The sequence below is a fragment of the Hymenobacter qilianensis genome, from assembly GCF_014489555.1.
GTDB classification, from domain to species: domain Bacteria; phylum Bacteroidota; class Bacteroidia; order Cytophagales; family Hymenobacteraceae; genus Hymenobacter; species Hymenobacter qilianensis.
In genome coordinates this window covers 3814391-3840483 of sequence record NZ_CP060784.1, presented here as the reverse complement: position 1 = coordinate 3840483, position 26093 = coordinate 3814391, and the positions used below count along the sequence as shown (strand labels likewise).

25 protein-coding genes and 3 pseudogenes are annotated in these 26093 nt (G+C 55.6%); 18 read left to right on the top strand and 10 right to left on the bottom strand.

Going from position 1 to position 26093, the window contains the following annotated elements; all coding sequences use genetic code 11:
- Nucleotides 1–124 precede the first annotated feature (124 nt).
- On the top strand, nt 125–1411 hold the full coding sequence (locus tag H9L05_RS17295) for a TCR/Tet family MFS transporter (protein ID WP_187731979.1): 1287 nt from the start codon (nt 125–127) through the stop codon (nt 1409–1411).
- Between the two features lie 105 nt (nt 1412–1516).
- On the opposite strand, the gene H9L05_RS17290 is transcribed toward H9L05_RS17295, so the two are convergent.
- A complete protein-coding gene (locus tag H9L05_RS17290) occupies nt 1517–2032 on the bottom strand; it encodes a vitamin K epoxide reductase family protein (RefSeq protein ID WP_187731978.1) in 516 nt (171 codons plus the stop codon).
- Nucleotides 2033–2284: 252 nt separating this feature from the next.
- Between H9L05_RS17290 and H9L05_RS17285 the strand changes: the two genes are divergently transcribed.
- The 6 genes from H9L05_RS17285 to H9L05_RS17270 all read left to right on the top strand — a co-directional run bounded on the left by H9L05_RS17285 (nt 2285) and on the right by H9L05_RS17270 (nt 7724).
- The gene (locus H9L05_RS17285; RefSeq protein WP_187731977.1) at nt 2285–2758 is read left to right on the top strand and encodes a (2Fe-2S)-binding protein; all 474 of its coding nucleotides are present in this window, start codon (nt 2285–2287) and stop codon (nt 2756–2758) included.
- Between the two features lie 27 nt (nt 2759–2785).
- Nucleotides 2786–3982: a molybdopterin cofactor-binding domain-containing protein gene (locus H9L05_RS24090; protein ID WP_223284532.1), complete on the top strand. Its 1197-nt coding sequence runs from the start codon at nt 2786–2788 to the stop codon at nt 3980–3982.
- Nucleotides 3979–4302: a molybdopterin-dependent oxidoreductase gene (locus tag H9L05_RS25255; protein ID WP_262892568.1), complete on the top strand. Its 324-nt coding sequence runs from the start codon at nt 3979–3981 to the stop codon at nt 4300–4302. The genes H9L05_RS24090 and H9L05_RS25255 overlap by 4 nt, the downstream gene beginning before the upstream one ends.
- Nucleotides 4245–5039: a molybdopterin cofactor-binding domain-containing protein gene (locus tag H9L05_RS25250; RefSeq protein ID WP_262892567.1), complete on the top strand. Its 795-nt coding sequence runs from the start codon at nt 4245–4247 to the stop codon at nt 5037–5039. The genes H9L05_RS25255 and H9L05_RS25250 overlap by 58 nt, the downstream gene beginning before the upstream one ends.
- Nucleotides 5040–5045: 6 nt before the next feature.
- Nucleotides 5046–5297: a hypothetical protein gene (locus H9L05_RS17275; RefSeq protein WP_187731976.1), complete on the top strand. Its 252-nt coding sequence runs from the start codon at nt 5046–5048 to the stop codon at nt 5295–5297.
- 912 nt (nt 5298–6209) lie between these two features.
- Nucleotides 6210–7724, top strand: a complete 1515-nt coding sequence (locus H9L05_RS17270; RefSeq protein WP_187731975.1) for a T9SS type A sorting domain-containing protein — start codon at nt 6210–6212, stop codon at nt 7722–7724.
- Nucleotides 7725–7889: 165 nt separating this feature from the next.
- Here the strand turns inward: H9L05_RS17270 and H9L05_RS17265 are convergent.
- Nucleotides 7890–8587: pseudogene (locus H9L05_RS17265) on the bottom strand (alpha/beta hydrolase).
- Entirely contained in the window at nt 8581–8811 is a 231-nt protein-coding gene (locus tag H9L05_RS26375; protein ID WP_317174998.1) for a hypothetical protein, read from the bottom strand. The pseudogene H9L05_RS17265 and the gene H9L05_RS26375 overlap by 7 nt, the downstream one beginning before the upstream one ends.
- Nucleotides 8812–8995: 184 nt before the next feature.
- Here H9L05_RS26375 and H9L05_RS17260 point away from each other — a divergent pair, with 184 nt between their 5' ends.
- Nucleotides 8996–9988: an aldo/keto reductase gene (locus H9L05_RS17260; RefSeq protein WP_187731974.1), complete on the top strand. Its 993-nt coding sequence runs from the start codon at nt 8996–8998 to the stop codon at nt 9986–9988.
- A gap of 92 nt (nt 9989–10080) precedes the next feature.
- Nucleotides 10081–10995: a helix-turn-helix domain-containing protein gene (locus H9L05_RS17255; RefSeq protein ID WP_187731973.1), complete on the top strand. Its 915-nt coding sequence runs from the start codon at nt 10081–10083 to the stop codon at nt 10993–10995.
- Here H9L05_RS17255 and H9L05_RS17250 read toward each other — a convergent pair.
- Entirely contained in the window at nt 10961–11935 is a 975-nt protein-coding gene (locus tag H9L05_RS17250; protein ID WP_187731972.1) for an NAD(P)/FAD-dependent oxidoreductase, read from the bottom strand. The genes H9L05_RS17255 and H9L05_RS17250 overlap by 35 nt on opposite strands.
- 341 nt (nt 11936–12276) lie before the next feature.
- On the opposite strand from H9L05_RS17250, the gene H9L05_RS17245 reads away from it, so the two are divergent.
- Nucleotides 12277–12711 (top strand): hypothetical protein, encoded by a 435-nt coding sequence (locus H9L05_RS17245; protein ID WP_187731971.1) that lies wholly within the window; start codon nt 12277–12279, stop codon nt 12709–12711.
- A gap of 232 nt (nt 12712–12943) precedes the next feature.
- Here the strand turns inward: H9L05_RS17245 and H9L05_RS17240 are convergent.
- The 6 genes and pseudogenes from H9L05_RS17240 to H9L05_RS17220 form a co-directional block, all read right to left on the bottom strand.
- Nucleotides 12944–16098 (bottom strand): annotated as a pseudogene (locus tag H9L05_RS17240) (efflux RND transporter permease subunit); the annotation flags it as partial.
- A gap of 206 nt (nt 16099–16304) precedes the next feature.
- Nucleotides 16305–16685 (bottom strand): efflux RND transporter periplasmic adaptor subunit, encoded by a 381-nt coding sequence (locus H9L05_RS25245; protein ID WP_262892710.1) that lies wholly within the window; start codon nt 16683–16685, stop codon nt 16305–16307.
- Complete coding sequence (locus H9L05_RS17235) at nt 16598–17455, bottom strand: efflux RND transporter periplasmic adaptor subunit (protein WP_262892566.1); 858 nt, start codon at nt 17453–17455, stop codon at nt 16598–16600. Before H9L05_RS17235 ends, H9L05_RS25245 begins: the two co-directional genes overlap by 88 nt.
- Nucleotides 17456–17598: 143 nt before the next feature.
- Nucleotides 17599–18921: a TolC family protein gene (locus H9L05_RS17230; RefSeq protein ID WP_187731970.1), complete on the bottom strand. Its 1323-nt coding sequence runs from the start codon at nt 18919–18921 to the stop codon at nt 17599–17601.
- A 139-nt stretch (nt 18922–19060) separates the two neighbouring features.
- The gene (locus H9L05_RS17225; RefSeq protein WP_187731969.1) at nt 19061–19675 is read right to left on the bottom strand and encodes a TetR/AcrR family transcriptional regulator; all 615 of its coding nucleotides are present in this window, start codon (nt 19673–19675) and stop codon (nt 19061–19063) included.
- 288 nt (nt 19676–19963) lie between these two features.
- Nucleotides 19964–20476: a hypothetical protein gene (locus H9L05_RS17220; protein WP_187731968.1), complete on the bottom strand. Its 513-nt coding sequence runs from the start codon at nt 20474–20476 to the stop codon at nt 19964–19966.
- A gap of 114 nt (nt 20477–20590) precedes the next feature.
- Here H9L05_RS17220 and H9L05_RS24075 point away from each other — a divergent pair, with 114 nt between their 5' ends.
- The 8 genes and pseudogenes from H9L05_RS24075 (at nt 20591) to H9L05_RS17195 (ending at nt 26046) form a co-directional block, all read left to right on the top strand.
- Nucleotides 20591–21721 (top strand): hypothetical protein, encoded by a 1131-nt coding sequence (locus H9L05_RS24075; protein ID WP_223284531.1) that lies wholly within the window; start codon nt 20591–20593, stop codon nt 21719–21721.
- Nucleotides 21666–22571, top strand: coding sequence for a hypothetical protein (locus H9L05_RS24070; protein WP_223284530.1), 906 nt, complete (start codon nt 21666–21668; stop codon nt 22569–22571). Before H9L05_RS24075 ends, H9L05_RS24070 begins: the two co-directional genes overlap by 56 nt.
- A gap of 11 nt (nt 22572–22582) precedes the next feature.
- Nucleotides 22583–22891 (top strand): PD-(D/E)XK nuclease family protein, encoded by a 309-nt coding sequence (locus H9L05_RS25240; protein WP_262892565.1) that lies wholly within the window; start codon nt 22583–22585, stop codon nt 22889–22891.
- A 32-nt stretch (nt 22892–22923) separates the two neighbouring features.
- Nucleotides 22924–23601, top strand: a complete 678-nt coding sequence (locus H9L05_RS24065; protein ID WP_262892564.1) for a RecB family exonuclease — start codon at nt 22924–22926, stop codon at nt 23599–23601.
- A gap of 106 nt (nt 23602–23707) precedes the next feature.
- A pseudogene (locus tag H9L05_RS17210) lies at nt 23708–24141 on the top strand (nucleoside deaminase).
- Nucleotides 24142–24250: 109 nt separating this feature from the next.
- Nucleotides 24251–24571 (top strand): hypothetical protein, encoded by a 321-nt coding sequence (locus tag H9L05_RS17205; RefSeq protein WP_187731967.1) that lies wholly within the window; start codon nt 24251–24253, stop codon nt 24569–24571.
- 46 nt (nt 24572–24617) lie between these two features.
- Entirely contained in the window at nt 24618–24953 is a 336-nt protein-coding gene (locus H9L05_RS17200) for a magnesium citrate secondary transporter (RefSeq protein WP_187731966.1), read from the top strand.
- 136 nt (nt 24954–25089) lie between these two features.
- Complete coding sequence (locus H9L05_RS17195; protein WP_223284529.1) at nt 25090–26046, top strand: DUF5694 domain-containing protein; 957 nt, start codon at nt 25090–25092, stop codon at nt 26044–26046.
- Nucleotides 26047–26093: the final 47 nt, after the last annotated feature.

Genomic DNA, 26093 nt, shown 5'->3' with positions numbered 1-26093 from the left:
AATTATCTTTTAGGCCCTCAAAACACTTGCCACAATATTTAGTATTATTACTATTTATTTTAGCAATTAATGACGTTATTTGGGCGTCAGGTTTTCTTATTGCTCACCCATAAAAAAGCCCCCAATGGCCGAAAACCGTAAAGCCGCGCTTGGCTTCATTTTCATCACGCTGCTGCTGGACGTAATTGGGTTCGGCATTATCATTCCGGTGCTGCCTACACTTATTCGGGAACTGACGGGCGGTACGCTGAGCGAGGCGGCGCAGTACGGCGGCTGGATGCTGTTTGCGTTTGCGGGCATGCAGTTTCTGTTTTCGCCGGTACTCGGCAACCTCTCCGACCAGTACGGCCGGCGCCCGGTGCTGCTGTTTGCCTTATTTGGGTTTGGGCTCGATTACCTGTTTCTGGCCTTCGCTCCTACCGTGGGCTGGCTGTTTGTGGGGCGCATTATTGCGGGTATCACGGGCGCCAGCTTCACCACTGCCTCCGCCTACATCGCCGATATAAGCCCCCCTGAAAAGCGGGCCCAGAACTTTGGGATGATTGGAGTGGCTGCTGGCTTGGGCTTTATCATTGGGCCAGTAATAGGCGGCTTATTGGGTCAATTTGGTCCACGAGTACCTTTTTTTGCGGCTGCGAGCCTGACAATGCTTAATTGGCTCTACGGCTACTTCGTTCTGCCTGAGTCACTGCCCGTAGAAAACCGACGACCATTTGACTGGAAGCGGGCCAACGCCGTGGGCACCTTGAAGCAGCTGCGGCGCTACCCGGTTATTCTAGGACTGGTGGGCTCTATGCTACTGCTTTACATTGCGGCCCATGCTACCCAAAGTACATGGTCCTATTATACCATGTATAAGTTTGGCTGGAACGAGGCCTGGGTTGGCTATTCACTTGGTGCTGTGGGCACAATGACGGTGCTGGTACAAGGACTACTTATTCGGATTGTCAACCCACGCTTGGGGCCTAAGCGCTCGGTACTGGTCGGTATGACGCTGTATGCTATTGGCTTCACGCTGTTTGCATTTGCCTCGAAAGGGTGGATGATGTTTGTCTTTCTGGTACCATACGGCTTAGGTGGCATTGCAGTGCCCGCTTTACAAGGCATTATGTCGGGGCTGGTGCCAGCCAATGAGCAGGGCGAACTGCAAGGCGCGCTAACTAGCGTAATTAGCGTCACGTCCATTGTAGGGCCGCCGCTAATGACCAACCTGTTCTCCTACTTCAGCGGGCCGCAGGCGCCGGTGCACCTTCCGGGTGCCGCGTTTCTAACGGGGGCCGTGCTTACGGTCGTGAGTACGCTCTTTGTTATGCGCTCGCTGGCGGGCTACGTGCCGCCCGCGGATGCAGTACCCACCGAAGACGCAGTTATTCCAGATCAGGACCTTGCGTTGAAGGGCGGTGAAGCCTAGAATCTTCGAGGTTTTATTCCTCCCTGGTGGTACCTAAACAGAGCGCCCCGGCATGCCGGGGCGCTCTGTTTAGGTTGTGTAGTGCAGTATGTATTTAACAGCAGGCTAAGCCTGATTGCTGCTGTTACTGATATTCTTCACCGCTTTTATCACCTCTGGCACGGCCAGCGCCACCGAGGCGACGGAGGCCACCGTAGCTACCTGACAGTAAAAGCACAAAGCCTTGTTTTCGGCCCACTCTTCCTGCCCCAGCTTCACGGCCGTCAGCGTATCGCCCAGCGTTTTGAGGCCCATGGCAATGGGCAAGGCGGGAACCTGCGCTGCCCGGTTTTTGCCCCCCGCCCCGGCCAGCCAGGCCGTAATGCCGTAGCTCACGATCATCATCAGGGCATCGGGTGTGTCGAAGCGCTTGTAGGCGTAGTCGGAGGCGTCGACTTTGGACGAGTTGAAAAGCCCCCCAGACGGCGGATCGGGCAGGGTTTTGATGATGCCGGTTTGGTAGAGGCCCACAATCTGGCCGGCGGCGGCGCCGAGCATGGAAAGGCCCACAATCCAGCGCCGACGGTTCAGGTCGGGCGTGTCGGCGTTGCGGAGCTCGTCGCTTAATTGGGTCGGATTCATAGCATTGAGGTTAAAGGCAGATAGATACACTTTGGCGTACGCGCATCAGTGAGGGTAAGTTGGGCGGAAGATTCAGGGCAGAAGCTAGCCCCGGCGCCGGGGCTAGCTTCTGCCCTGAATCCCTGGCTGGGGGGCTTTTTTGGCGAACCAATGTCGGTTCAGGAAGGTAACAGGAAGGAAACCGGGCAATGGCTGAGCTTCGCAGCATATCCTTTTGCGGCTGGTCGGAGTATTTTCTGGAAACGCCTGAGTATGGAAACCGAATTCACCCTACAAGTAAACGGCCAGCCGCGCACGGTGCGCGCCGATCCGGCCACGCCCCTGCTCTATGTTCTGCGCGACGATCTGGGGCTGAACGGGCCGAAGTTTGGCTGCGGCTTGCAGCAGTGCGGCTCCTGCATGGTATTGCTGGACACCATTGCCTGGCCCAGTTGTCAGCTGCCGGTGGCCAATGTGCAAAATGCCGCCATCACCACCCTGGAAGGCCTCACTCGCCCCGATGGCAGCCTCCACCCCGTGCAGCAGGCTTTTGTAAATGAGCAAGCAGCCCAGTGCGGCTACTGCCTGAACGGTATGGTGATATCGGCGGTAGCCCTGCTGACGGTGCACCCCAAGCCCGATGAGCAAACCATCCGCAATGCGCTGTTTCGGGTGCTGTGCCGTTGCGGCGTGCATTCGCGGGCGCTAGCAGCCATCAAAAAAGCGGCAGATTCAATGGAATCGTAGCTATACAAACTTTACTCATTTGTGTAAATGACACCCGAAATTGCCCCCCAGCCCGCTTCTTCCCGCCGCGATTTCCTGAAAAGCGCCGGCTGCCTGACCATTGCCTTTGTGCTGGGCAGCGGCCCCAATTTGCTGGCGGGCGCAAGCCGGGCGGCGGACGAGCTGCCGGAAATTCTGGCCAAAAATCCGCGCATCAATGCCTGGCTGGAAGTGCTGGCCGACGGGCGCGTGCGGGTACTTACCGGCAAAACCGAAATCGGTCAGGGCATCCGCACAGCTGTAGCCCAGCTTGCGGCCGAGGAGCTAAACCTACCCATGGAGCGCGTCGAAGTAGTGTTGGCCGAAACTGGTCGCACCCCCGATGAGCGCTACACTTCCGGCAGCGCCTCCATTGAAAGCAGCGGAATGAGCATTCGCTACGCCGCGGCTGCGGCACGGCAGCAGCTACTTGGTTTGGCCGCACAACAGCTCCGTGTAAAAGCCAGCTTGCTCCGCCTGACCGATGGCGTGATACACACCACCGATGGCAAGCACCGGCTTACTTTTACCCAATTGTTAAAAGGCAAACATTTACAGGGTGAAGTAAAACTGCCGGTTCAGCTTAAAGCCAGAAGTGAGTACCGACACGTAGGCAAGCCCGTGCTCCGCGATGATATCGAGCGTATGGTGCGGGCCGAAACGGTGTACGTGCAGGACTTGCGGTTTCAGGGCATGGTGCACGCCCGCGTACTGCGTCCGGCGTCTTATGGGGGGCAATTAGCAAAGCTGGACACCGCCGCAATGCAGCACCAGATACCAGGTTTGCTCAAAACCGTGATTGACGGCAGTTTTGTGGGGTTTATTGCTAAAAAAGAGTACCAAGCCAAGCAGGCTCAGGACTACGGTATACAGCACGCCCAGTGGACGAATGGCCCCAATTTGCCCGCCAAACAGCCCTTGCCGGAGCTGCTGACTACATTGCCGGCTATTACCAGGCGCGCCGTAAATAAGGGCGACATGAGCAGCTTTGATACTGCTAAAACCGCCTTATCTCCTGCCGCCGCATCGCTTAGTGCCCGCTACTTCAAGCCCTATCTCATGCACGGTTCGGTGGGACCAAGCTGCGCGGTGGCGCTAGTTGACTCGGAAGAAAGTTTACACATTTGGACACATAGCCAGGGTGTATATCCATTGCGTGCAACCCTGGCTGCGCTGCTAAAAATCCCCCCGAGCGTATTCACGTGAAGGCGGTGCCGGGCTCGGGCTGCTACGGCCACAACGGCGCCGATGATGTGGCCGCCGACGCCGCGCTGCTGGCCCGCGCCTACCCTGGCCGCCACGTGCGCCTGCAATGGTCGCGGGACGATGAGCATGCCTGGGAGCCTTACGGCAGCGCCATGCTCATGCAACTCGATGCGCGCCTTGATGCTGAAGGTCGCATTACGCACTGGCAAAACAATATCTGGTCGGATACGCACAGCACGCGGCCGGGGGCAAACCGGAGTCCTTGCTGGCCGCCCGACTGCTGGCGCAGCCGGCCCTGCCCGCGCCGGCGACGGAAGTGAGCAGCGCGATTTACCGCAATGGTGAGCCGCTGTACGCCATTCCCAACCAACGCCTTGATGCGCATTACGTGCAGGGGCCGCTGCGCGTGTCGGCACTGCGGGGGCTGGGGGCTTTTGGGAATGTGTTTGCGCTGGAGTCGTTTATGGATGAATTGGCCTTGCAGGCCAAGCAGGATCCGTGGGAATTTCGGTTGCGCCACCTCACCGATGAGCGCGCCAAAGCCGTTATTCGGCGGACGCGGGAGATGATCAAAAACGAAAAATTGGCCCCCGGCGAAGGTTTCGGCCTTGGCTTCGCCCAATACAAAAACCAGGCGGCATACTGCGCGGTGGTGGCCAAAGTGCACGTGGCCGAAGAAATGGGCACCATCCGCGCCCTGCACCTGTGGGCCGCCATCGACGCGGGCGAAACGATCAACCCCGATGGTCTGAAAAACCAAACCGAAGGCGGCATGATACAGGCTTCCAGCTGGACGTTAAAAGAAGAAGTGCTCTTCAATGAGCAGCACGTCACGAGTCGGCAGTGGGAAACCTATCCTATCTTCCGCTTCGACGAAGTACCCGCCGTAACCGTCGCCATCATCGACCGGCCCAATGAAAAGGCGCTCGGCGCCGGCGAAGCCGCCCAAGGTCCTACGTCCGCAGCGCTGGCGAATGCGGTGTTTCAGGCCTGCGGGAAACGAATCCGGTCGCTACCCATCCGGCCGGAAAAGCTGGTCCAGATAAAGGAATCCTAAGTGCGTATGACGTCCCAGCTTTTACTAATCGTAGCAGAGAGCTACCGCCTAACGGGTTTAGGCGTGCTGGCTATTGGTAGGCCGTCGGAGCCCGTGTTGCAGCAATTTGCCTTACACACCAAGCTCGAAGTCCGACTCCACTATCCCGACGGGCGCCAGCAAGTGGTGGTGGCTAGCGTGGAAAAATGTCGCGGACAGCCAACGCAGCTTCGCCCAACACGCCAGCAGCAACGCAAACGGATGCAGTACTGCTCATAGAATCAGATGTCGTCGCAGATTTGCCCCCCAGCACCGAAATCTGGTGGTCCGGCGAGGCAGATTTGCTTTAATCCGCATTCAATTGGCTCCAGATGGTTGTTAAGCATTAGCCTTTTCCATTGGATTAAGCTGACTGAAATGACTAACTGCTTGAAAGCATAAACTAGTGCACTTACGGGTCTGGGCTAGCAGCCGTAGAAGTCGCGATCCGAGCAAATTAAGACCTGTCATAGCTGCATTTCAAATAGCAGAATACGGGTGTACCTGACCTTAAAATTTAATTTTTACCTCATTGCTTTATAATGATTTATATATTAATTTAGGTTAATCTAATAAAAGCCGTGTACATCACTTAAAAAGTATCTGGCAATAATAGTACGGTTGAGCTTTGCCATTTCAATAGTTGAATGTGATGTTACTGGCAAAAATGTTTGCCCCATTATCGTTTTATATTTCTCCTCTGATGCTCCTGAGCAAGCATAGTGATTAAAGCATGCCTACGGGGTTTTGTGCTTTGGAGGAGGCTTCTGCTGGAATAGCGCAAGCAGCTGTTCTGGCATTGCTCTTAGGCTACTTCGCCGAAGTGCAGGAGGCTGGTGCTTTGCTGTAGGATGAATCATTCTTAGGCACCTGATTGATACACTAGCGCCTTTCGCCTAGACTTTTTTTACTCACGCACGGACGTGAGAATGCTACTGCTTTGCGCTTTTTATTCTTCCTGGCGCCTTCTCCTCGCCCATTTCCCGATTATACGGCTGTGCTTGTGCATAGTAAAAAGCAAGCAATAAGAGTCTTCAGACCCACTCACGCTTTTCGCTCTTCTGGTCCAGGGCTAAGAATCTATTACTGGTGCCTTGGTATGCTGCTTTCTCGATTCCTACCCCATTCCCTCTATTTCACACACCACAAATCATGAAAAAGCTCTTCTTTCCTTGTCTAATGCTTTTCACTACTGCAGAGAATGGCAGTACTAAAGTGTCATCAGAAAACAAATCTTTTACTGGTCTCCTGCCAAAAGCAACGTGGCGGGTTGCCTTGACATTTGTGGCCTTTTTGCTAATGGCTGGTACTTCTTCTGCCCAATCAGTAGTTTTACCCTCTGAAGACAGGTGTACCTCCAAAGATTTGGAACTAGTTAGTGCTAGGCTGGACGTTGAGGCGTGTCAATCCTGTCAACCAGGTGAAGCGATAACTGCGCCGTTGTTGCTAGCCATTGCCAACAAGACAGGTTCCACTCGGACCAGCTTTGCTTTTTGGGGGGATATAGTAATCACAAGCAAATATGGAAATGTGGTTTATCAAGCTGAAGTATCAGGCTGTGACGGCAAGATATTGAAAAACACCACTACGGAATTGCCCTTTGGTGTTAATGTAATTGATGTAGAGATTGACTCAACTAATTCTGACGCCGGTATAACCGGAAACCAAATTACGTATGAGTGCGGCGAGACAATAGACCTTACCAATTTATTCCTAGCCTGGACAGATGCATCGCCAAAAAGCACTTGCCCACTTGAATCTTCCTTAATCGCGCCCAAATGTGGGACTCTGCCAGCCATTGCAGTCTCTACTGGCTTAAGTGCTGGTGGTCTGGTAACTCAAATAGCTTGTAATGGAGGCAAGGGTGCTATTGACATCAGTGTTTTTGGCGGCGTAGCTCCCTTTACTTATGACTGGGCTGACCTTCCAGGCACAAATGATCCACAAGATCGCACTAACCTCGGTGCTGGGACATATGACTTAACGGTAACTGATGCTGCCAATTGTACTGCAACCTATTCGGCAACTATCATTGAGCCGGCAGTAGTAGCCAGACCAGTTATAAGTATAACAGAGGCTACCCTTTGCGGACCAGTAGCAAAACCCTATATAACAGTACTCTGTCCCATAACAGGAGCAACCTATTCACTTATACAACCAGGTGGTACTGCTAAAAGTCCTACGGTGAACGCAACCACGGGCGCGCTGGAGTTCAAAGATTTAGTAGCGGGTATAGGCTTTAGTGTTACCGCAACCGTTGATGGTTGTACTTCAGAAGCTACCACTTGTGATAATAAAACAAACACTTGTCCCGTAGCTACCACCTCTATTGTCGCCCCAACGTCGGCAAAAGCATCTTCACAAGCCGTCACCAGCGCTAATTCGGTTAAAGCAATTTCACAGGATGCGATTCGAACCGAAGCTTACCCCAACCCCACAGGTCGCAATGCCACCATCACTTTCGCGGTTGCAAAGAGTGGCCACGCCTTAGTGAAAGTATATAACTCAAAGGGTGCTAGCGTAGCCACATTGTTTGATGGGCAGGCCAAAGCCGGAGTAACTAATTCGGTTATTCTGAATGGATCTGACTTACCCAGCGGCATATATTACTACAAAGTAACAGCGAACGGCAAAACCCAATCCAAGCGTATTGCCGTGAGTAAATAAGGTATTCCGTACCTCCTTCTGCAAAACTACCCGTCCAGCTTGGACGGGTATTTTTGTACAATGACATTGTACCGACAGAAACCGAGCTTGTCACAAATGCCGCAACATGTTAGACATTGGGACCCTCCCGTGTCACCAATTAAGCGGTGATTTAATAAAGCGTAGCTACTTTTTCAACCATCCATTCGACCCCAGCCAGTTTTGCAGACTGGCGCTCCAATCTTCCTGGGTGGTATTGTTTTTCAGGCCGAAGCCGTGGCCGCCGCGCGGGTACAGGTGCATTTCGGTGGGCACCTTGTGGCGCAGCAAGGCTTCATAGAAAACAATGCTGTTCATCACGGGCACCGTGGCGTCGTCCTGGGCGTGCACCAGAAACGTGGGGGGCGTTTGGGCCGTCACCTGGGTTTCGTTGGAGTAAAGCCGGATTTGGGCGGCGGTGGGCTGCTCGCCGATCAGGTTGGTGCGCGAGCCGGCGTGCTTCAGGCTATCGGTGAAGCTGATAACCGGGTACATGAGCACCAGAAAATCGGGGCGCACGGACGTGGTTTTGTCGGTGGGCTGGCCTGCGGGCTGGGCAAACTGAGTGCCGGCCGTAGAAGCTAAATGCCCCCAGCCGAAAATCCCATCAGCCCGACGCGGCTGGGGCTGATGTTAAACTTGTTGGCCTGCTGGCGCACCAGTCGCAGGGCCTGCTGGGCATCGAGTAAGGGTGCAATAGACTTGTCGGGCTGGCTCTGGTCATTGGGCAAACGATATTTCAATACGAAGGCCGCGACGCCCATCTCATTCAGCCGCTTGGCCACATCGTAGCCCTCGTGGTCGATGGAAAGACGCGCGTAGCCGCCGCCTGGGCAAATTACCACAGCGGTGCCGTTGGCTTTGTCGCTGGGGGCAAAAATACCGTGAGCGTGGGCTGCACCACGTTGGAAATGCGCACGCCGCCATTGGGCAGCGTCACGCTGGATTCCTGCACGCTGCTGGGCTTGGAGTTCGGAATGGTGCCCGTATACAGCGGCAGGGTTTGAATCTGAGCAACAACGGATTGGGCAACGAAGCACAGCAGGGCTACAGAAACCAGCTTTTTCATAAACAGCAACATAAAGACCGAGGCAGAAGCATTCTGGAAGACTCTACCAAAGTACGGGAAGAGCAAAACAACGGCAGCGTTTTGTGTTGCAGAAACCGGTTTTTGTGTAAGTCCGGCCGCAGGGCGCCGCCTCACCTTTGTAGCGTAAGAAAGCAATTCATTTTTACGCTAACCAAACCACAAGATGAGCACACTGAAAAAAGTAGCATTAGGAAGCCAAGGGCTGGAAGTGGCCGTGGAAGGGCTCGGCTGCATGGGCATGACCGGCGGCGTGAATGGCATGAGTATCTACGGCGAAGCCGATGAAGCGGAAAGCCTGGCTACCCTGCATCGGGCGCTGGAGCTGGGCGTAACCATGCTGGACACCGCCGATTTGTACGGCCCCATGCACAACGAGCGCCTCGTGGGCAAAGCCATTGCCGGCAAGCGCGACCAGTATATCGTGGCCACCAAGTTTGGCTTCGAAGTAGACGACAACGAAACCTGGACTGGCAGCTACAACGGCCGCCCCGACTACGTGCGCAAGTCCATTGAACGCTCTTTACGCAACCTGGGCACTGATTACGTGGACCTTTATTACCTGCACCGCCAAGACCCCAATACGCCCATTGAGGAAACCGTGGGCGCCATGAGCCGTCTGGTGGAGGAAGGCAAAGTGCGTTACCTGGGCCTATCTGAAGTGCCCGCCCATGTGTTGCGCGCCGCGCACCAGGTGCACCCCATTACGGCCCTGCAAAGCGAGTATTCCCTGTTTGACCGCCGCGTAGAAGAAGGAATAATTGCAGCGGCCAAAGAAATGGGCGTTGGCTTTGTGGCCTATTCACCCTTGGGACGCGGTTTTTTGTCGGGTGAGATTAAAACCCCCGACGACTTCGAGGCCAACGACTCGCGCCGCATTTTTCCGCGCTACCAAGGCGAGAACTTCTACAAAAACATTCGGCTGGTTGAGAAGCTTACTGACCTGGCGAAAACGAAAGGCGTAACGGCGGCACAGCTGGCGCTGGCCTGGGTCCTGGCTCAGGATGTGGTCGTCATTCCGGGCACTAAGCGCCGCAAGTACCTCGAAGCCAACGTGGCCGCCGCCAGTATTAGCTTAAGCGCCGCTGAGCTGGCCGCGCTGGACGCCATTATGCCCGTGGGCAGCGCGGCCGGAGCGGCTTATCCGGCTGGTTTTTAGTATCGATTACTCTACTGTCCTTTTCCGCCGTTTGTTGCTCAGCCACACGTATGCAAAGCCGAACGGCGGAAAAGCAGTCACTTTTTAAGATCATGAAACAGCCCACGAAAGAGTTTCGGGTACTGTCTACCGTCACCGACTATACCCGGTTTTACGGTCTGCCTGCTCCCGCGCATCCCTTGCTCACGCTCATCGACCTGGCGGCTTGCCGCAACCTGCCGCGGGTGATGACGCCCGTAGTGCAGCAGCTCTATACTGTTTCGTTGAAGCGCAACCTTAAGGGCCAGCTATTTTACGGACACCAATCCTACGATTTCAGCGAGGGCGTCATGGTCTTCCTGGGGCCGGGCCAGGTGTTTGCGGTCAGCGAAACCCTCGACACCTCCGAAATAAGCGGCTGGATGCTGGTCTTCCACCCGGACTTATTATTGAAATACCCTCTGGGTAAGAAAATAGCCAGCTACGGCTTCTTTTCTTATGAACTGCACGAAGCCCTGCACTTATCGGCCCGCGAGGAAAGCCTGCTGGATGACATCCTGCACGGAATTCAAAGCGAATACGAGCAACCCATCGATACCTTCAGCCAGGATGTGCTGGTAAGCCAGCTGGAGGTGTTGCTCAACTACGCCAACCGCTTCTATCACCGGCAGTTTCTTACGCGTCGCACGGCCGAGCACGACCTGCTTACCCGCTTTGAGGCCCTGCTTACTACGTATTTCGCCGAGGAAGGCGAGCAGCCCTTGCCCACCGTGCAGCACTTTGCCGACGAGCTGCGGGTGTCGCCGGCCTACCTCAGCGACATGCTGCGCAGCCTGACGGGGCAAACCACCCAGCAGCATTTGCACCACGGTCTGATTGAAAAAGCGAAACGCCTGCTGCTCACCACCTCGCTTTCCATCAACGAAACGGCCTTTCAACTTGGCTTCGAGTATCCGCAGTACTTCACTCGCCTGTTCAAAAACAAGACGGGCGTTACGCCGGCCGCGTTTCGGTTTTCGGCGCAATAGCAGGTACCGCGGCTAAGTCTTCATCAATCAATTCGCGGTTTATCCAGCTGCCTGCTTTCACGCCGCTGGCGCTGGCCATGGTTAGTTGGCGCATGGGGCTGCTATTATCCCCGGCCGCATACACGCCCGGCACGCTGGTTTGGCCAAACTCCGCCACGGCAATGAGCCCGGTAGCAGTCAGTTCGCAGCCTAGTTGCTCCGCCAGATCGGAATGTTGTCGAAACGGAACGCGGGCAAATACGGCGGTTAGCGGCACGCGAGAACCATCTTGCAAATGAATGGCTTGCATGAGCCCGTTTTGGTGCTCGATCCGTGCAATGGGCGCTTCCATAATGGGAATGCCCAACTGCTGTACCTGCTGCCGTTGCTCTTCATTCAACGTGGATGGGCCATTCGTGAACAACGTTAGGTCCTTGCTCCAGTTCTGAATCAGCCGCACGAGCTCATAGCCCGCGTCGCCATTTCCGAGTAGTCCTAATGGCTGGCTGTGAACCTCATAGCCGTGGCAATACGGGCAATGCAGCACCGATTTGCCCCAACACTCCCCAAACCCCTCAATCGGCGGCATCAGGTCCTTAACACCCGTTGCCAACAATACGCGGCGCGCCAAAAAAGCTACCTGCTCGGCGGTCTGCACTATAAATCCGCTTTCATTCTGCGCGAGACTAGTGACGAAGCTTTCCAAAAATGTTACCGTTGGATATGCTAATACTTGGGCTTTGGCCAGCGCCAAAAGTTGCGCGGGCGTCTCCCCATCCTGAGTCATGAACCCGTGTGAATGGGGCGTGTACCGGTTACAGGGCTGGCCACTGTCGATAACCAGCACCTTGCGAAGCGAGCGGCCCAGCATCAGCGCCGCGCTCAGCCCAGCCGCACTGCCGCCGATAATTAGTACATCGTAGGTTGCTTGTGGTGCCGGTTTCGAAAAGGAGGAAGCCATAGTTACAGACATGAGAGTGACAGGGTAACTGCTTGCGCCATGCAGCCAATAGAATACCCTTCAACCCAAAAGTAGAGAAGCCCGATCATAAATGCAACAAAGTTGCATTTATGATCGGGCTTCTCTACTTCTCCTTTTCAGCAGCTATTGACGCACTGACATTGTGTAAAACACGGCAGTTGCTGGCGCTTCTCGCCATTAGGGTCGGGAAAATGGTGCACAATGTTAGCTTCTAACTCAAATACGTCCTAATCAATTTAACTCCCCTTTGCAACCAAGCGGCGTCCGATAGACTCTCCCCTATAACTGACCATTCCTGGTTCGACTTTTATATTTTCCCGATGAAGTTGCTCTATTATTCGTTCGTTGTAGGCCTCGCAGGCTTAGCTAGTTGCCAAAAAGAAGATGCTACCCCGCTACTCACGGCCGCCTTTAATCAGCCCGTGACGTTGCGCTTTCAGCAAAGCGCGGCCCTGCCCAACCAAAACACCCCGGAACTGACCATCACCGTCAAGGATGTAAACGACAGTCGTTGCCCGTCCGATGTCATTTGCTTTTGGGCAGGTGTAGTATATACTAACCTAGGCATCCAGGACCAGAGCGGAGCCAGCCAGACGCTCACACTAAGCTTAGGCGGCATCAATGATACAGTGGCACCCGTGCAAGCTAATGGCCAGCAGTACAACATTATTTTAAAGGAAGTTATGCCTTACCCTAAGGGAAATGATGTACCTAAAGAGGATAAGCGCGTCGTGCTGGCTATAAGGCGACAATAGGCCCGCGATTTACTGATTATAAAAGGCGAAGCTTCTCCTGACATGTCAGAAGAAGCTTCGCCTTTTTGTTTGCTGATACTGCGCAGCGCAAATCCCTTATGTTCCGATTTCGGGGGCGTTTGCTTACGGCGCTTGCGCTCCTCAATGTCGTGGCCGTTGCTGCTGGGGCCGGCCGGACCTGTGGGGGCGTATTTGGCTCTTTGGAACCGTGCTGCTCATGGCCGTGGGCGGCGGGGTCGTAGCTGGCTTCCAGCTCGGCCAGCCGGTTTTTGCCGTAGGCGAACTTGGTGATGAGCACGTAGAGCACCGGCACGATGAAGATGGCCAGGAACGTGGCCGCCAGCATCCCGCCCGTCACCGTCCAGCCGATGGTCTGGCGCGATACGGCGCCGGCGCCCGAAGCAAACGCCAACGGCAGCACGCCCAGAATAAAGGCCAGCGAGGTCATGATAATGGGCCGCAGGCGCAGCTTCACCGCGTCGATGGTAGCTTCAATCAGGTTCATGCCGATATCGACGCGCTCCTTAGCAAATTCCACGATCAGGATGGCGTTTTTGGCCGCCAGACCAATGAGGGTAATCAGACCAATCTGGGCGTACACGTTGTTGGTGAGCTTGGGCAGAAAAATCAGCGCCACCATGGCCCCAAACGCACCCAGCGGCACCGACAGCAGCACCGAAAACGGCACCGACCAGCTTTCGTACAATGCCGCCAGCAGCAGGAACACGAACATAATCGAGAGGCCGAAAATGATGATTGTGCTGTTGCCGGAGCTGATTTCCTCGCGGCTCAAACCGGAGAAGTCGTAGCCGTAGCCGGCAGGCAGCACGTCGGCGGCCACTTCTTCCAGGGCTTTAATGGCCTGGCCGGAGCTGTAGCCGGGGGCCGCGTCGCCGTTTATCTCCGCCGAGCGGAACAGATTGTAGTGCGAAATCAGGGGGCATTTTCCACCACTTTGGTCGTGATGATGGAGCGCAGCGGGATGTTCTGGCCCTGCTGATTCATCACATAATAGCCCCCCAGATTCTCAATATCCTTTCGGTAAAAGGTATCGGCCTGGGCCACGACGCGGAAGTTGCGGCCGTATTTGGTGAAGTCGTTGATGTAGGCCGAACCCATGTATGTTGACATCGTGGTAAACACGTTCGACAGGGATACGCCCAGCTTTTTGGCTTTCTCCCGATCTACGGTTACTTGATAACCAGGCGTTTTGGCGGTAAAGAAGGTAAACGCCCGTCCGATTTCGGGCCGCTGATTGGCCGCCGCCACAAACTTGTTAACGGTAGCTTCGAACGCCTTAATATCAGTAGAGCCTTCGCGCTGCTCCAACTGAAAGCTGAAGCCGCCCGTGTTGCCCAAACCCGGAATAGCCGGCGGCGGCACAACTACAATATTGGCTCCCTTAATTACCGAAAACTCCTTTTGCAGACCGGCAATAACGGCCGCTAGCTGCAACGACTCGTCCTTGCGCTCATCCCAGGGCTTCAGCTGGATAAAGAAGGTGCCGCTGCTAGGTTTGAAGGAGAAGTTCAGGGCATTTAAGCCCCCCACAGCCGTGTAGGTGCGCAGGGCGGGCGCTTTGGTGCGCATAATCTCCGACATCTGATCGAGCACCTGCTTGGTGCGGGCACTGGACGCACCCTGCGGCAATTCTACGGACACAAACAGGCGGCCTTCATCCTCCGTCGGAATAAAGCCGGTTGGCTTGGCGGTGAAAAGGCCCACGGTACCCGCGTAGATGCAGGCCAGCAGAATCATCACCATCGGGGCAAATTTCAGTGCTTTGCGCACGCCCATCGAGTACGATTCGGTGGTGCGGCCAAACCACATATTGAACCGGTAGAACAGCTTATTCAGGCCTTTTGAGTCGGCGTTTTGCTCCGTGGGGCGCATAAGCAGGGCGCATAGCGCTGGTGTCAGCGTGAGGGCGATAAACGCCGACAGGACCACCGAAATGGCAATGGTGATGGCAAACTGCTGGTAGAGCTTGCCCACGATGCCCGGAATAAAGCCCACCGGCACGAACACCGCCGCCAGAATCAGGGCAATGGCAATAACCGGGGCCGTAATGTCCTTCATGGCCTTCATGGTAGCTTCGCGGGCCGAAATCTTCTCGTTGTCGATGTAGTGCTGCACGGCTTCCACCACCACAATCGCGTCATCGACCACAATACCAATGGCCAGCACAAAGCCGAAGAGCGTCAGTGTGTTAATGGTGAAGCCCAGCGGAATAAAGAAGATAAACGTGCCGACAATAGCCACCGGAATAGCCAGAATCGGGATAAGCGTGGCGCGCCAGCTTTGCAGGAATAGAAACACAACGAGCGTCACCAGCAACAACGCTTCGCCCAGCGTTTGCAACACTTCCCGAATGGATACGCGCACCACCGTCACCGACTCAAACGCTGCGCTATACACTACGTCAGGCGGAAATTTTTCCTGCAAGGCGTCCATGGTAGCATAGATTCCGTCGGCCGTTTGCAGGGCGTTGCCGCCGGGCGTCTGGTTGACGAGCAGCAGCGTGGTCGGGATGCCGTTGGTGGTATTGTAGCGCGAGTAATCGAACTGCCCGAGTTGGACCCGAGCCACATCTTTGAGTTGCACCACCGAGCCATCTTCAGGGTTGGTACGCACCACAATTTCCTCGAACTCCTCCACCTGATTCAGGCGGCCATTCACAAAAATCGTGTACTGAAAGGCCTGGGAGCTGAACTGCGGGGCCGTGCCGACGGAGCCAGCCGCCACCTGCACGTTCTGCTCGCGCAGGGCGTTGGTCACCTCGGTTACGCTCAGGCCAAGCTGGGCCATTTTGTCGGGCTGGAGCCAGACGCGCATACTAAAGTCCTGACCCAGAGCGGTTACGTCGCCCACGCCGGGCACGCGCAATAGGGCGTCGCGGACGTACACGTTGGTGTAGTTATCGAGGAAGGCCGTGCTGTGGGTGCGCTTCGGCGAGTAAATAGCCAGCACCATCAGCACGGTCGGGTTACGCTTTTTAACCGTCAGACCCAGGCGCTTTACCTCATCGGGCAAGGTGGGTTGGGCCACGCTCACGCGGTTTTGCACATCAAGGGTGGCAATGTCGATGTTCGTACCAATATCAAAGGTGACGTTGGTACTCATGCGGCCGTCGTTGGTGGCATTACTTTGCATGTAGGCCATGCCCGGCGTCCCGTTGATCTGGGTTTCGATGGGCGTGACTACGGTTTGCTCCACCGTTTGGGCATCAGCCCCCGTGAAGCTGCCCGCCACCTGCACTACCGGCGGCGAAATGTTCGGGTACTGGCTGACGGGCAGGTTCAGGATAGAAAGCACCCCCAGCAGCACAATCACTATCGAAATGACGATGGCCGTGACCGGTCGCCGAATAAAAACGTCAGATATCATACTCTAAAAATTATAACACCAAGCGTCAGCTTAGCTGGACTTCAGTTGGTGAATCATTGCGGTCGTTGTGCCTTTTAGTGCAAAGCCGGTCATGCAGAGCACCGCGAAGCATCTCGCGTGTTTAGCTGGAGTAGTAACCCAACATCAGCACGCGAGATGCTTCGCTTTGGCTCTGCATGACGTTCTAATGTTGTACTCACTACTTATTACTTTGCTGCCGTTCCCTGGGCTACCGGGGCGGCGGGCTCGTCAATCTTCACTGTGGCGCCTTCACGCAGATTCTGCATTCCTTCGCTGACAATTACCTCGTTGGCTTTGAGGCCCTCGCGCACTACTATTTTATCCTTTACGCGCGTACCGGTCAGCACTTTGCGCTGATTTACCTTACTACTGTCGCCGACAACGTACACAAAGAATTCGCCCATCTGCTCCGTTACCGCTTTGCTCGGAATAACAAGCTGGCGGCCAGTGTCTTCGTTCAATACCCGCACCGTAGCGTTCATGCCGGCCCGCAGCGTGCGCTCGGTGTTCGGGAATTGCAGCCGCACGGTGATGGTACCGGTTTGCGGGTCCACGGCCCTATCAATGGTGTTGATTTTGCCGGGTGCCGGGTAGCGCTCCTCGCCGGCCAGCACCAGGGTAAACAGCGAGTCAGAATTGCCCCCGCGGCTTGCTGAAACTTAGCGAAGCGCGGAATCAGTTGCTCGTTCACCGGAAAATCGACGGCAATGGGGTTGTCCGATGAGATGGTGTTAATCAGGGTTGTGCCAGGCGTTACTAATGAGCCCAGCTTCACCTGCGCCAACCCGATAGTGCCGTTGAAGGGCGCGATAATTACGGAGCGGCGCAGATCGGTGGCAGCGTTGGCGAGGTTGGCCTGGGCGGCGCTGATCTGGGCGCGGGCATTGGCCACGTCGGTGGTGGCGTAGTCGACGCGCTGGCGTGCAATGGCGTCCTGCTCGGCCAAGCGGTTGTAGCGCTCAGCATCCTTGGCAGCCTTCTCATAGTTGGCCTGCGTGATACGCAACTGCGCCTGCGCCGATTGGTAGGCCGCCGCGTAGCGACTCTGGTCTATCTCGTAGAGCTTCTGGCCCTTGGTCACGCGCTGTCCGTCCTGCACGTAGCTTTTGGTCAGGTAGCCACTCACTTCGGCCCGCAGCTCCACCTCATTGAGCGGCACCACCGTGCCGGGGTAGGTATCGATACCCACCACGCTTTCCTCGGTCACGTTGTACACCGTTACGGGCACGGCCGCCGGAGCGGCGTTTTGCGCAGCTTCCTCTTTCTTCGAGCCGCAGGCCGTAGCCGCTACCGAGCCAATAACAAAGGGCAGCAGCCGGACTAGATTCCACTTCATGGGGTTGATGTTTGTAGGGTATTGGGGTAATTTCAAGGGGCTGGGGGCTTTTTTGATTGATCAAATTCTTATTGATACATAATCCGAAGGCGTGAGAGACGCAACATGTTGCATCTCTACACCGACCATAGTTTCCATTATCATTAGTTCAGCGCAATAGTGCCCAGCGCCCTCTCCACGTCCAGCTTGCTGGCCAGCACGGCAAACAGTGAGTTGTAATAGTTAAGCTGTGAAGTGCGCAGATCGGTTTCGGCCACAATCACTTCCAGGTAGGTTTTGATGCCTTCGTCATATTGCAGCTTCACGATGCCGTAGATTTCCTGGGCGTCGCGGGCGTTTTCCTGCTGCGTACTCAGGTCGTTGAGAGCGCTTTTATACGTGGCCAGCGCCTGCTCGTACTCGGAGTTGATCTGGTTTTTGGTGTCGAACAAATCCAGATCCAGGCGCTCATCCTGCAGCTCCGCGATTTTCAGGTTCTGGGTGCGGCGGGTGCCCGTAAAAATGGGCAGCGCCAGCTGCAAACCGGCCTGAGAGTTCGGAAACGCGCGGTCGTAGAGAACCGAAAAGTCGTTGTTCTGATACACGCGGTTGTAGTTCACGAAGCCCGAAAGCGAGGGCAGAAACCCCAGCCGGTAATAGTCGATGTTAATGCGCTGCAGCTTCTTCTGGGTCAACAGCCGCTGCACCTCAATGCGGTTTTCGAAGCTGAGCTGCTGGGTCGTATCCAGGCGGGTTTGCTGAATCATGCGGGCCGTGTCGTAGGCCAGCGCCAGGTTGTTTTCGGGCGCATAGCCCATCAGCTGCTTGAGGGTGGCGTATTTGCCCTTCAACGATTCGGCCGTGGTTTTGCGCTGGGCACGGGCATTCTTCACCGAAATGGAGGCGCGCTTGTAGTCGATCTTGTCGGCAATGCCCACCTCGTACTGCGCAAAAGCATCTTTGAGCTGCTTTTCCTGGCGCACAATGGCCTCATCCAGAATCCGCAGCTGCTCCTGGGTGAGCAGAATATCGTAGAACGCCTTGCTCACGTTGGTTACCACGTCAATCTTGAAAGCGGTGGTATTCTGGCTGTTATTCAGCCTCACAAAGCGCATGGAGCGGGCCGCCAGCAGCACGTCGTTGCTGTACAATAGCTGAGTGCCCTGCAAACCTATGGTCGACGTATTGTTGAGGCCAATGCGCACCAGCTGCTGCCCGGCCGTGGGGTCCTGAAAGTTGGGCAGCACGGTGGTGGGCAGAATCAGGTTGCGGGTATACGAGCCCACGCCCTGCACCTGCGGCAGCCAATCAGACAGGCCGATGCGGATTTGCCGCTCGCCAATAGCTTCATCAATCGTCGCTTGCCGCACCAGCGGCTGATTGCGCAGGGCAAACTGCACGCACTCTTCCAGCGTGGCGTTGGCGGGCAACGCCGCCGGCGCGCCCGGTCTTCCCGATTGAGCCCAACCAAAGAGCGAACTACACACTAGTGCTACGCTAAGTATTAACGCACGGCCTGCAAACCGCTGGGGGGCAAATAAATGCTTCATCTTGTAATCAGTATTCAACCTAAAAAGCAGCCGCCGTAGCGCTGGCTAAGCCAACTCCTGCGGCCTGGGGGCTTTTTTAATAAATGAAGAGGTAGTTCATCAGCATATCAATAACGATGTCTTTATGACGACGCGTGAACTCGGTGTGAGCTGCCTCATCCAGGGACGAAATTTCCATGGTGATGGGCCGCGACAGGTACATAAACTGAATATTGGCCATTACCAGCTGCAGCACATGCATAGGCGCCACCGGCCGAATCTGGCCTTCGTCGGCAGCCTGCTGTAGCTGGCGCAGGAAAACGAACACTGGCCTTTCCTTATTCGCATAATTAGCCGGAGTCAGCAAATTGGGATGCCGACGCATCTCGGAGAGCAGAAACAGGGGCAAATCCGGGTTCTGATCAAACAAGCTGAAGTGCGCCTCTACCAGCTGCGGAATCTTGACTCGCAACTCTACGGGCTGGACCATGATGCAGAAGATTTCCTGAAAGTACTCCCGGTATATGTCCTCAAAAATCAACCTGAATAGCTTTTCCTTACTGCGGAAATAATAGTTCGTCAGGGCCTGATTGATACCGGCTACCTCGGCTATGTCGCGGGTAGTAGTGCCGTCGAACCCCTTCACTATAAACACCTTGCGCGCCGCTTCCTTTATTTTTTGCTCGGTGCACTGCGGGTTTTCGTCGGACATAAAGTAATCGGTGAGGTTAAATTTCGCCAGGTCTGGCAGCCAATGTTCTGAAACGCCCAGCCAGTGGCTTCGCTTTTCCTGGAGCAGGATTGGAGACTTAAACCCACGTTTTATGAGAATGTTTTAAATGTTTGATTAATTTTTTTTGGTACACGGCCTAAAAAAGGCTCGTCGGGCCAGGCGCGCATTGTATGCGAAGCCTGACCCGACGAGCCTTTTTACAGCCTTTTATGCTGCTAAAGTATTGTACGTAAATTATTTACAAACCAGCGTGAGGGTTACCGCAACCTACTGCTTCACCCACACGCCGAGCTTTTTTTTCTGGGCGTAAAGTTCTGCCAGCCGGATCTGGCGCATAAACTCTTCGTAATCCTTTTTGCTGATGTAGGTTTTCGCATCGGTCTTAGGCTTCTGCATGGTGCCCCCCGGAAAATAGCCGTTTCGGATCAGGTACACGTTCAGATTTTCCTCCTTATCAACTATCCAGCAGTAGGTCATGCTGGAGTTGGCGGCTCCAAGCATCGTTGATTGAATAGTTGATACGGGTATTACCCGCGCCGCTGGGTGCTGCTTTATCCATCTGGCAATCAGCGTGTCGGCACCTTGCGCCTGCCTGCTTTTGAAAAAGCCGGTTCCCAGCAGGCAGTACGCCAGGGTACTATCTTTCTTGGGCGCACCAAAAATGGATTTAAATTTAAACTCCTCAACGGACCTGGTTGCCCCCAGCCGGCCCATTTGCGCATAGCTGTTAAAAGCAGCCAGAATTAAGATAATGAGCAGTAAGCAACGAACCGGACGCATAATCGGAGTGTTCAATAATTGTACTTTATCGGACTAACAGCATATTTCGTGCCTCCGCACGCAAGCTCCTCATTAGGATAATCAGCGCACGGGCATTTATCATCTTCTACCTCCATGTCTTATACCACCTCTCCTGCCCTTGCCGCTTCCCTTTCGCCTGCCGCTGCCGAGGCCGCTCCCGTAGCCTTCCTGACCCAGGCGGCCCGCGACCTGGTGGCGCGCTATCCGGGCTCGGAGCTGTCGGATGTGGTAGTAGTGGTGCCTACGCGGCGGGCCGTGGTGTACTTGAAAAACGAGCTGGCCCTGGCCACGGAAGTAGGCACGGCGCTGTGGAGCCCGCGCATCGCGGCCATGGAAGACTACATGGTGGAGCTGGCCGGTGTGCAGGTAGAAGAGCCTATTGCCTTGCAGCTCATGCTATTCGATATCCTGCGCGACATCGACAAGAAGCTGGATTTCGATCAGTTTGTGGGCTGGTCGGGGCTGCTGTTGCAGGACTTTTCCAATCTCGACCAAAACCTGGCTTATCCTGCCAAAGTCTTCGATTATCTCACCGAAGCTAAAGCACTGGAGCGCTGGGCCTTGGAGCAAATGCCCGCGCCGGCCAGCACTACCGTCGCTTACTTTCGCTTCTGGGACGACCTGGAAAAAGTGTACTGGCGCCTGCGTAAGCGCATGGAGCAACAGGGCGTAGCCTACCCCGGCCTAGCTTACCGACTGGCCGTGGAGCATGTGCAAAACATGCTAAACAATGGCCAAAAAGCCCCCCAGCACATATTTCTGGGCTTAGGTTCTTTATCCAAAGCCGAAGAAAAACTAATTCGCCTGCTCCTCAAGCAAGGCCGCGCCGAAGTCCGCTTCGACGGCGACGCGTTTTACCTGGAGCAGGACTCGCCCAACAGGGCCGGCCAGCACCTGCGCCGCTACCGCACCAAGTGGGATTTGCCCCCGAGAGCTTCGCCAGCACCACCGGCGCCCTACCCGATCTGCTGCGCACGCTGCCACGCGAAATCCAGTTTGTGGGCGTCGCCAATGCCAGCATGCAGGGCAAAGTGGCGGGCCAGCTGCTGGCGGCCTCGCGCCTGCAAAACCCGCGGGCCAAAGTCGCCATCGTGCTGCCCGACGAGACCTTGCTGCTGCCCGTGCTGCACGGTTTGCCCCCGAGGCCGTACCCGAGTACAACGTGACCATGGGTTTGAGCTTCCAGAGCACGCCCCTGTTCAACTTGGTGGATCTGCTGTTTGAGGTGCATTTGACCGGCATCCGTGAAGGCTCGCCCGAGACGGGCTACGGGGTGCCGCGCTACCACCACCTAGCCGTCACGAAGCTGCTCCAGCACCCGTTTTTGCGCCGCTATCAGCAGTGGCTCGACAAGCAGGAAAATGCCCCCCAGTATCACGGTTTGCTCGAACAGGTGTGCAACCAGATTATCAAGCGCAACGCCGTGCTGCTGCCGGCCAGCGAGCTGCTGCAGCTGGGCAAGCAGCACCCGCTCGTGGACGCTTTATTCGCTACCTGGGATACCTGCGACGATATTATTGCCGCCTGCTACACGCTCATTGATCTGCTTAAAAAAGCTTACCAGGACCAGCATTCGGCTATGGAGGCGGAATATCTATACCTGTTTTTTACCCTAGTTAAGCGGCTCGATTCGGTGTTCGACTGCCGGGAGCAGCGCCTGTCGGTGCGCTCGTTTCGGCGGTTTCTGTACGAGCAAATGGCCCGCACACGCTTGCCTTTCAGCGGTGAGCCCATTGCCGATGTGCAGGTGATGGGTTTGCTCGAAACCCGCGCTCTGGATTTTGACCACGTCATTATTCTGAGCTGCAACGAGAACGTGTTGCCCGCGCCCAAGCGCAGCAACTCGCTCTTTCCCTACGACGTGCTGCGCGAGTTCAACCTGCCCACCTACGCCGACCACGAAGCTGCCACCGCCCACCAGTTCTGGCGCCTGCTTCAGCGCGCCCGCAAGGTGGATCTGCTGCACGTACTGCCGGGCGCCGAAGGCACCCGCACGGGCGAGAGAAGCCGCTTTTTGCTTCAGATTGAGAACGATTTAGCCCCCAGAATCCAGGATTGGTGCTGCGCGATGTAGTCGCCACGGTTATGGCCGACAGCGCTGATAATGAGGCAGTAGAAGGTGACACAATTACCCAAACGCCCGTCGGTGACCTTGTGCTGGAAAAGGATTTCGACATGCTCACCGCCTTGCGCGGGGTGCTTATTCGTGGTCTTTCACCTTCGGCGCTGAATCAGTTTTTGAACTGCTCTCTCCAATTCTATTTTGCCCGCCTGGCTAAGTTTCAGGAAGCCGAAGAAGTAGAAGAAAAGCTTGGCGCTGATGGCTTCGGCACGGTGGTGCACGAAGTGCTGGAAAACCTGCTGCGGCCTTTCGCCCAGGAAAAACGCCCCTGACGGCCCCCGATCTGCCTGCCCTGCTTCAGCAAGTGCCCACCGAAGTTGCCCAGGCCATGCGCCAGGAAGAAGACGAGCGACACGCCCGCCCCGATGAAGGGCTGAACCACGTACTGGGCCAGGTGGCCGCTCAGCTCGTGCGTCGCTACCTCGAAGGCTTACCGGAGCAAGTCGGTGCCTTACCGCTGCAAATCAGCGGCTTAGAAGAAATATTGCAGGCCGAAATTCCTGTCACCTTACCCGGCGGCGACACCTTACAACTGCGCCTCTACGGCATCGCCGACCGCCTCGACGAGCTGCCCGACGGCCGTCTGCGCGTGGTTGACTACAAAACCGGCCTGGTACACGCCCACGAGCTGCGTCTGCAAAAGCGGGGCGAAGACGCCACGGCCGCCACCCAACGCCTGCTCACCGACGCCACGCCCTCCGCCGACAAGGTGCGGCAGCTTTGGCTTTACCGCTTCATGCTGGAGCGCTCCGGCCGCCCCGCCGCCGATGCCGCCATCATTTCACTACGTAACCTCAGCGCCGGTCCCATGACGGCCGACATGGGTTTTCTGACCGAAGACGGCACTTCTTTTCTCGACAAAGGCCAAGAGTTGCTGACCAACTTCGTGCACCGCATTCTGGACCCCGCCGAGCCGATTCGCAAAACGGATGATCTGTTAAGGTGTCAGTATTGCCCCTATAAAGGCATTTGTGCACGGTAGAAACCTGACCGTCGCGTTCGGTATCCAAATCGAATAACCGTTCTTTGTCGGCATAATCTCACTCAACAATTGAACGCGCCATAGCGTGTTCCTACGACTTTTACTTATGGACGAATTCATGCAAGCCGCCATCGACGAGGCGCGCCAGGGCCGCCGGGAGGGTGGTATTCCCATTGGCTCGGTGCTGGTGCGTGGGGGCAAATTGTGGCCCGCGGGCGCAATAAACGAGTGCAGGAAAATAATCCCATCAAGCACGGCGAGATGGATTGCCTCTACAATGCCGGCCGCCAGCGCACCTACCGCGACACGGTGCTGTACACCACCCTCATGCCCTGCTTTATGTGCGCGGGCACCATCGTACAGTTCAAAATCCCGAAAGTAGTGGTGGGCGAGTCGCGCACGTTTGGCGAGTCGCAGGAGTTTCTGGAGTCGCACGGCGTGGAGGTCGAAATCGTGGATCTGGACGAGTGCGTGCAGATGATGCAGGAATTCATTGAAGCCGAGCCCACGCTGTGGAACGAGGATATTATGGAGCTGTAATACCTCCTGATTTTGCCGGAAAACTGGTCCGATAACGTAAAAAAGACCCAAGCTCCACTATACAGCGGCTTGGGTCTTTTTTACGTTATTTAACCTTGCCGCCCTAGTTGTGCGTACTCTACAGATGGCTGATACTCCTTTACTTGCTTCCAAAAAGTGTCCGCACTGCCAGCAGTGGTCCGCGTGGCAGCACAACCCAACTGACCGCTGTGAGCACTGCGGCGAGCTACTCGATCCGCGGGCCCATCAAAGTGCGATCCAACGCAACGAGCTGGAAAACCAGAAGACGTCGTCCCTTATTCTAATGGAAATAAAGCCAGAGGACAAGGGCCTAGCGCGCTTTTTCAAAACCATCGTTCGGGGCGGGCAGCTGGCATTCGCGGCCATTCTGTCTTTCATTATCTGGGTGGTGACAGTGGTCGCAGGTTGATATGAAGCGCTGGCCCGAATTCAGACATCCACTGTTTATCGTCGCCGTGCTTCTGTATGCAGGCTACCTGCTCAACCGCTATCTGCTCCACTGGCCTCTGCCCGCGCTGCTCACCTCCTATTTAGGCGACCTTGCGGCCATGCCCGTCATGCTTAGCCTGGCGCTGGCCGCGCAGCGGCGCTTTGTGGCCCACTCCCGCACTTTCGTGTTTCCCAACACCTGGCTGATTGCCGCCTGGGTCTACGTATCGCTGTGGTTTGAAGGAATCTTGCCTTACTTCTCCACCACTGCCGTTGCCGATCCATTTGATGCGGTGGCCTACGCTGTGGGCACTGTGGCTTTTCGGCTTTGGCTGAATAAGCCCGCTTTAGTTAAAGAATAATATTGCGTTCCGAGCCGGTAGTTGTCGCTGTTAAGGCGCTATATACTTCTCGTTACAGATATTTTAAATCAGGTAGCTTGTTTTACAAGGTACTATATGCTTTATTTGTCACGAACCTTATCCACCCTTCTATTCTATGATACTGTATCAACTGCAAAGCCGTATTACGAAGAAGTTTATTGGTTTGCTCAGCCTCATCATGTTGTTGCTGTGTACCGGAGCCATTGCTCAGAACGGTAAGCAAGATCGCACGGAAATTATGGTAGTGGGCTTTGCGCACCTAGCGGGGATTTATAATAAGGAGCCCCAGTCAGACGTGTTCAATCCTAAGAAGCAGGCGGAAATAGCCAAGCTGCGGGAGCATCTGCTCAAGTTCCGGCCCGATGCCATTATGATAGAAGCCGAGCCGTCGGAACAGGGCCGGATAGACAGCTTGTATGCGCTGTACCGCGACGGAAAGCTTGATTTGACCACGCTGCCTTCGGGCACCGGGCGCAGCGAGCGCTACCAGGTAGCGTTTGCGATGGCCAAACAGCTCCAGCTGCCCAGCCCCTCCTGCATCGATTACTACGCTTCTACCTCTCAGTCGCTGCTGAGCACCGGCGATGGTATCGACTATTTCAACAAAGGCCTGAAGGAAATGCAGATTACCTCCCGCCCCCTGCAACGGATGGCCCAACACGATAGCCTATCGATTTACGACTACATCGCCTTGGCCAACCACCCCGACCTGGTGGCGATGAGCCACCGCGTGGTGTTTAATAACCCCGCGATGGTGACCAACGGCACTTTCTCAGCCACCGGCCCGAACACCAACGATCTGGGGAAGGTGGATACAGCCTACATTGGTGCCCACTACATCACGTTGTTCTACAACCGCAACCTGAAAATCTACTCCAATATTCTGCGGGCCCAGCACAAAACGAAGGCCAAGCGTGTGATGGTTATTCTGGGCCAAACCCACGTGGGCGTGCAGCAGGAGCTGTTTGCGGTCAACCCAAACTACCACGTGGTACCCGCTGCTACCTACCTGAAAACGAAGGCCACCAAATACCTCAAGCCTAGAAAAGCAGCCGCCACTCCCGCCTCCTAAGTTACCAGGAAAGCAAAGCTCCAAGCGGGCTTTGCCCCGACTGCGCT

Excerpts from the sequence above, each read along its gene's own strand:
- H9L05_RS17270 (WP_187731975.1), top strand. The coding sequence starts at position 6,210 with ATGAAAAAGCTCTTCTTTCCTTGTCTAATGCTTTTCACTACTGCAGAG.
- H9L05_RS24075 (WP_223284531.1), top strand. The coding sequence starts at position 20,591 with ATGTCTTATACCACCTCTCCTGCCCTTGCCGCTTCCCTTTCGCCTGCC.
- H9L05_RS17260 (WP_187731974.1), top strand. The coding sequence starts at position 8,996 with ATGAGCACACTGAAAAAAGTAGCATTAGGAAGCCAAGGGCTGGAAGTG.
- H9L05_RS24070 (WP_223284530.1), top strand. The coding sequence starts at position 21,666 with ATGGGTTTGAGCTTCCAGAGCACGCCCCTGTTCAACTTGGTGGATCTG.
- H9L05_RS24090 (WP_223284532.1), top strand. The coding sequence starts at position 2,786 with ATGACACCCGAAATTGCCCCCCAGCCCGCTTCTTCCCGCCGCGATTTC.
- H9L05_RS17220 (WP_187731968.1), bottom strand. The coding sequence starts at position 20,476 with ATGCGTCCGGTTCGTTGCTTACTGCTCATTATCTTAATTCTGGCTGCT.
- H9L05_RS26375 (WP_317174998.1), bottom strand. The coding sequence starts at position 8,811 with ATGAAAAAGCTGGTTTCTGTAGCCCTGCTGTGCTTCGTTGCCCAATCC.
- H9L05_RS17285 (WP_187731977.1), top strand. The coding sequence starts at position 2,285 with ATGGAAACCGAATTCACCCTACAAGTAAACGGCCAGCCGCGCACGGTG.
- H9L05_RS17255 (WP_187731973.1), top strand. The coding sequence starts at position 10,081 with ATGAAACAGCCCACGAAAGAGTTTCGGGTACTGTCTACCGTCACCGAC.
- H9L05_RS17245 (WP_187731971.1), top strand. The coding sequence starts at position 12,277 with ATGAAGTTGCTCTATTATTCGTTCGTTGTAGGCCTCGCAGGCTTAGCT.
- H9L05_RS17235 (WP_262892566.1), bottom strand. The coding sequence starts at position 17,455 with ATGAAGTGGAATCTAGTCCGGCTGCTGCCCTTTGTTATTGGCTCGGTA.
- H9L05_RS17295 (WP_187731979.1), top strand. The coding sequence starts at position 125 with ATGGCCGAAAACCGTAAAGCCGCGCTTGGCTTCATTTTCATCACGCTG.
- H9L05_RS17225 (WP_187731969.1), bottom strand. The coding sequence starts at position 19,675 with ATGTCCGACGAAAACCCGCAGTGCACCGAGCAAAAAATAAAGGAAGCG.
- H9L05_RS17195 (WP_223284529.1), top strand. The coding sequence starts at position 25,090 with ATGATACTGTATCAACTGCAAAGCCGTATTACGAAGAAGTTTATTGGT.
- H9L05_RS17250 (WP_187731972.1), bottom strand. The coding sequence starts at position 11,935 with ATGGCTTCCTCCTTTTCGAAACCGGCACCACAAGCAACCTACGATGTA.
- H9L05_RS17275 (WP_187731976.1), top strand. The coding sequence starts at position 5,046 with ATGACGTCCCAGCTTTTACTAATCGTAGCAGAGAGCTACCGCCTAACG.
- H9L05_RS17290 (WP_187731978.1), bottom strand. The coding sequence starts at position 2,032 with ATGAATCCGACCCAATTAAGCGACGAGCTCCGCAACGCCGACACGCCC.
- H9L05_RS25240 (WP_262892565.1), top strand. The coding sequence starts at position 22,583 with ATGGCCGACAGCGCTGATAATGAGGCAGTAGAAGGTGACACAATTACC.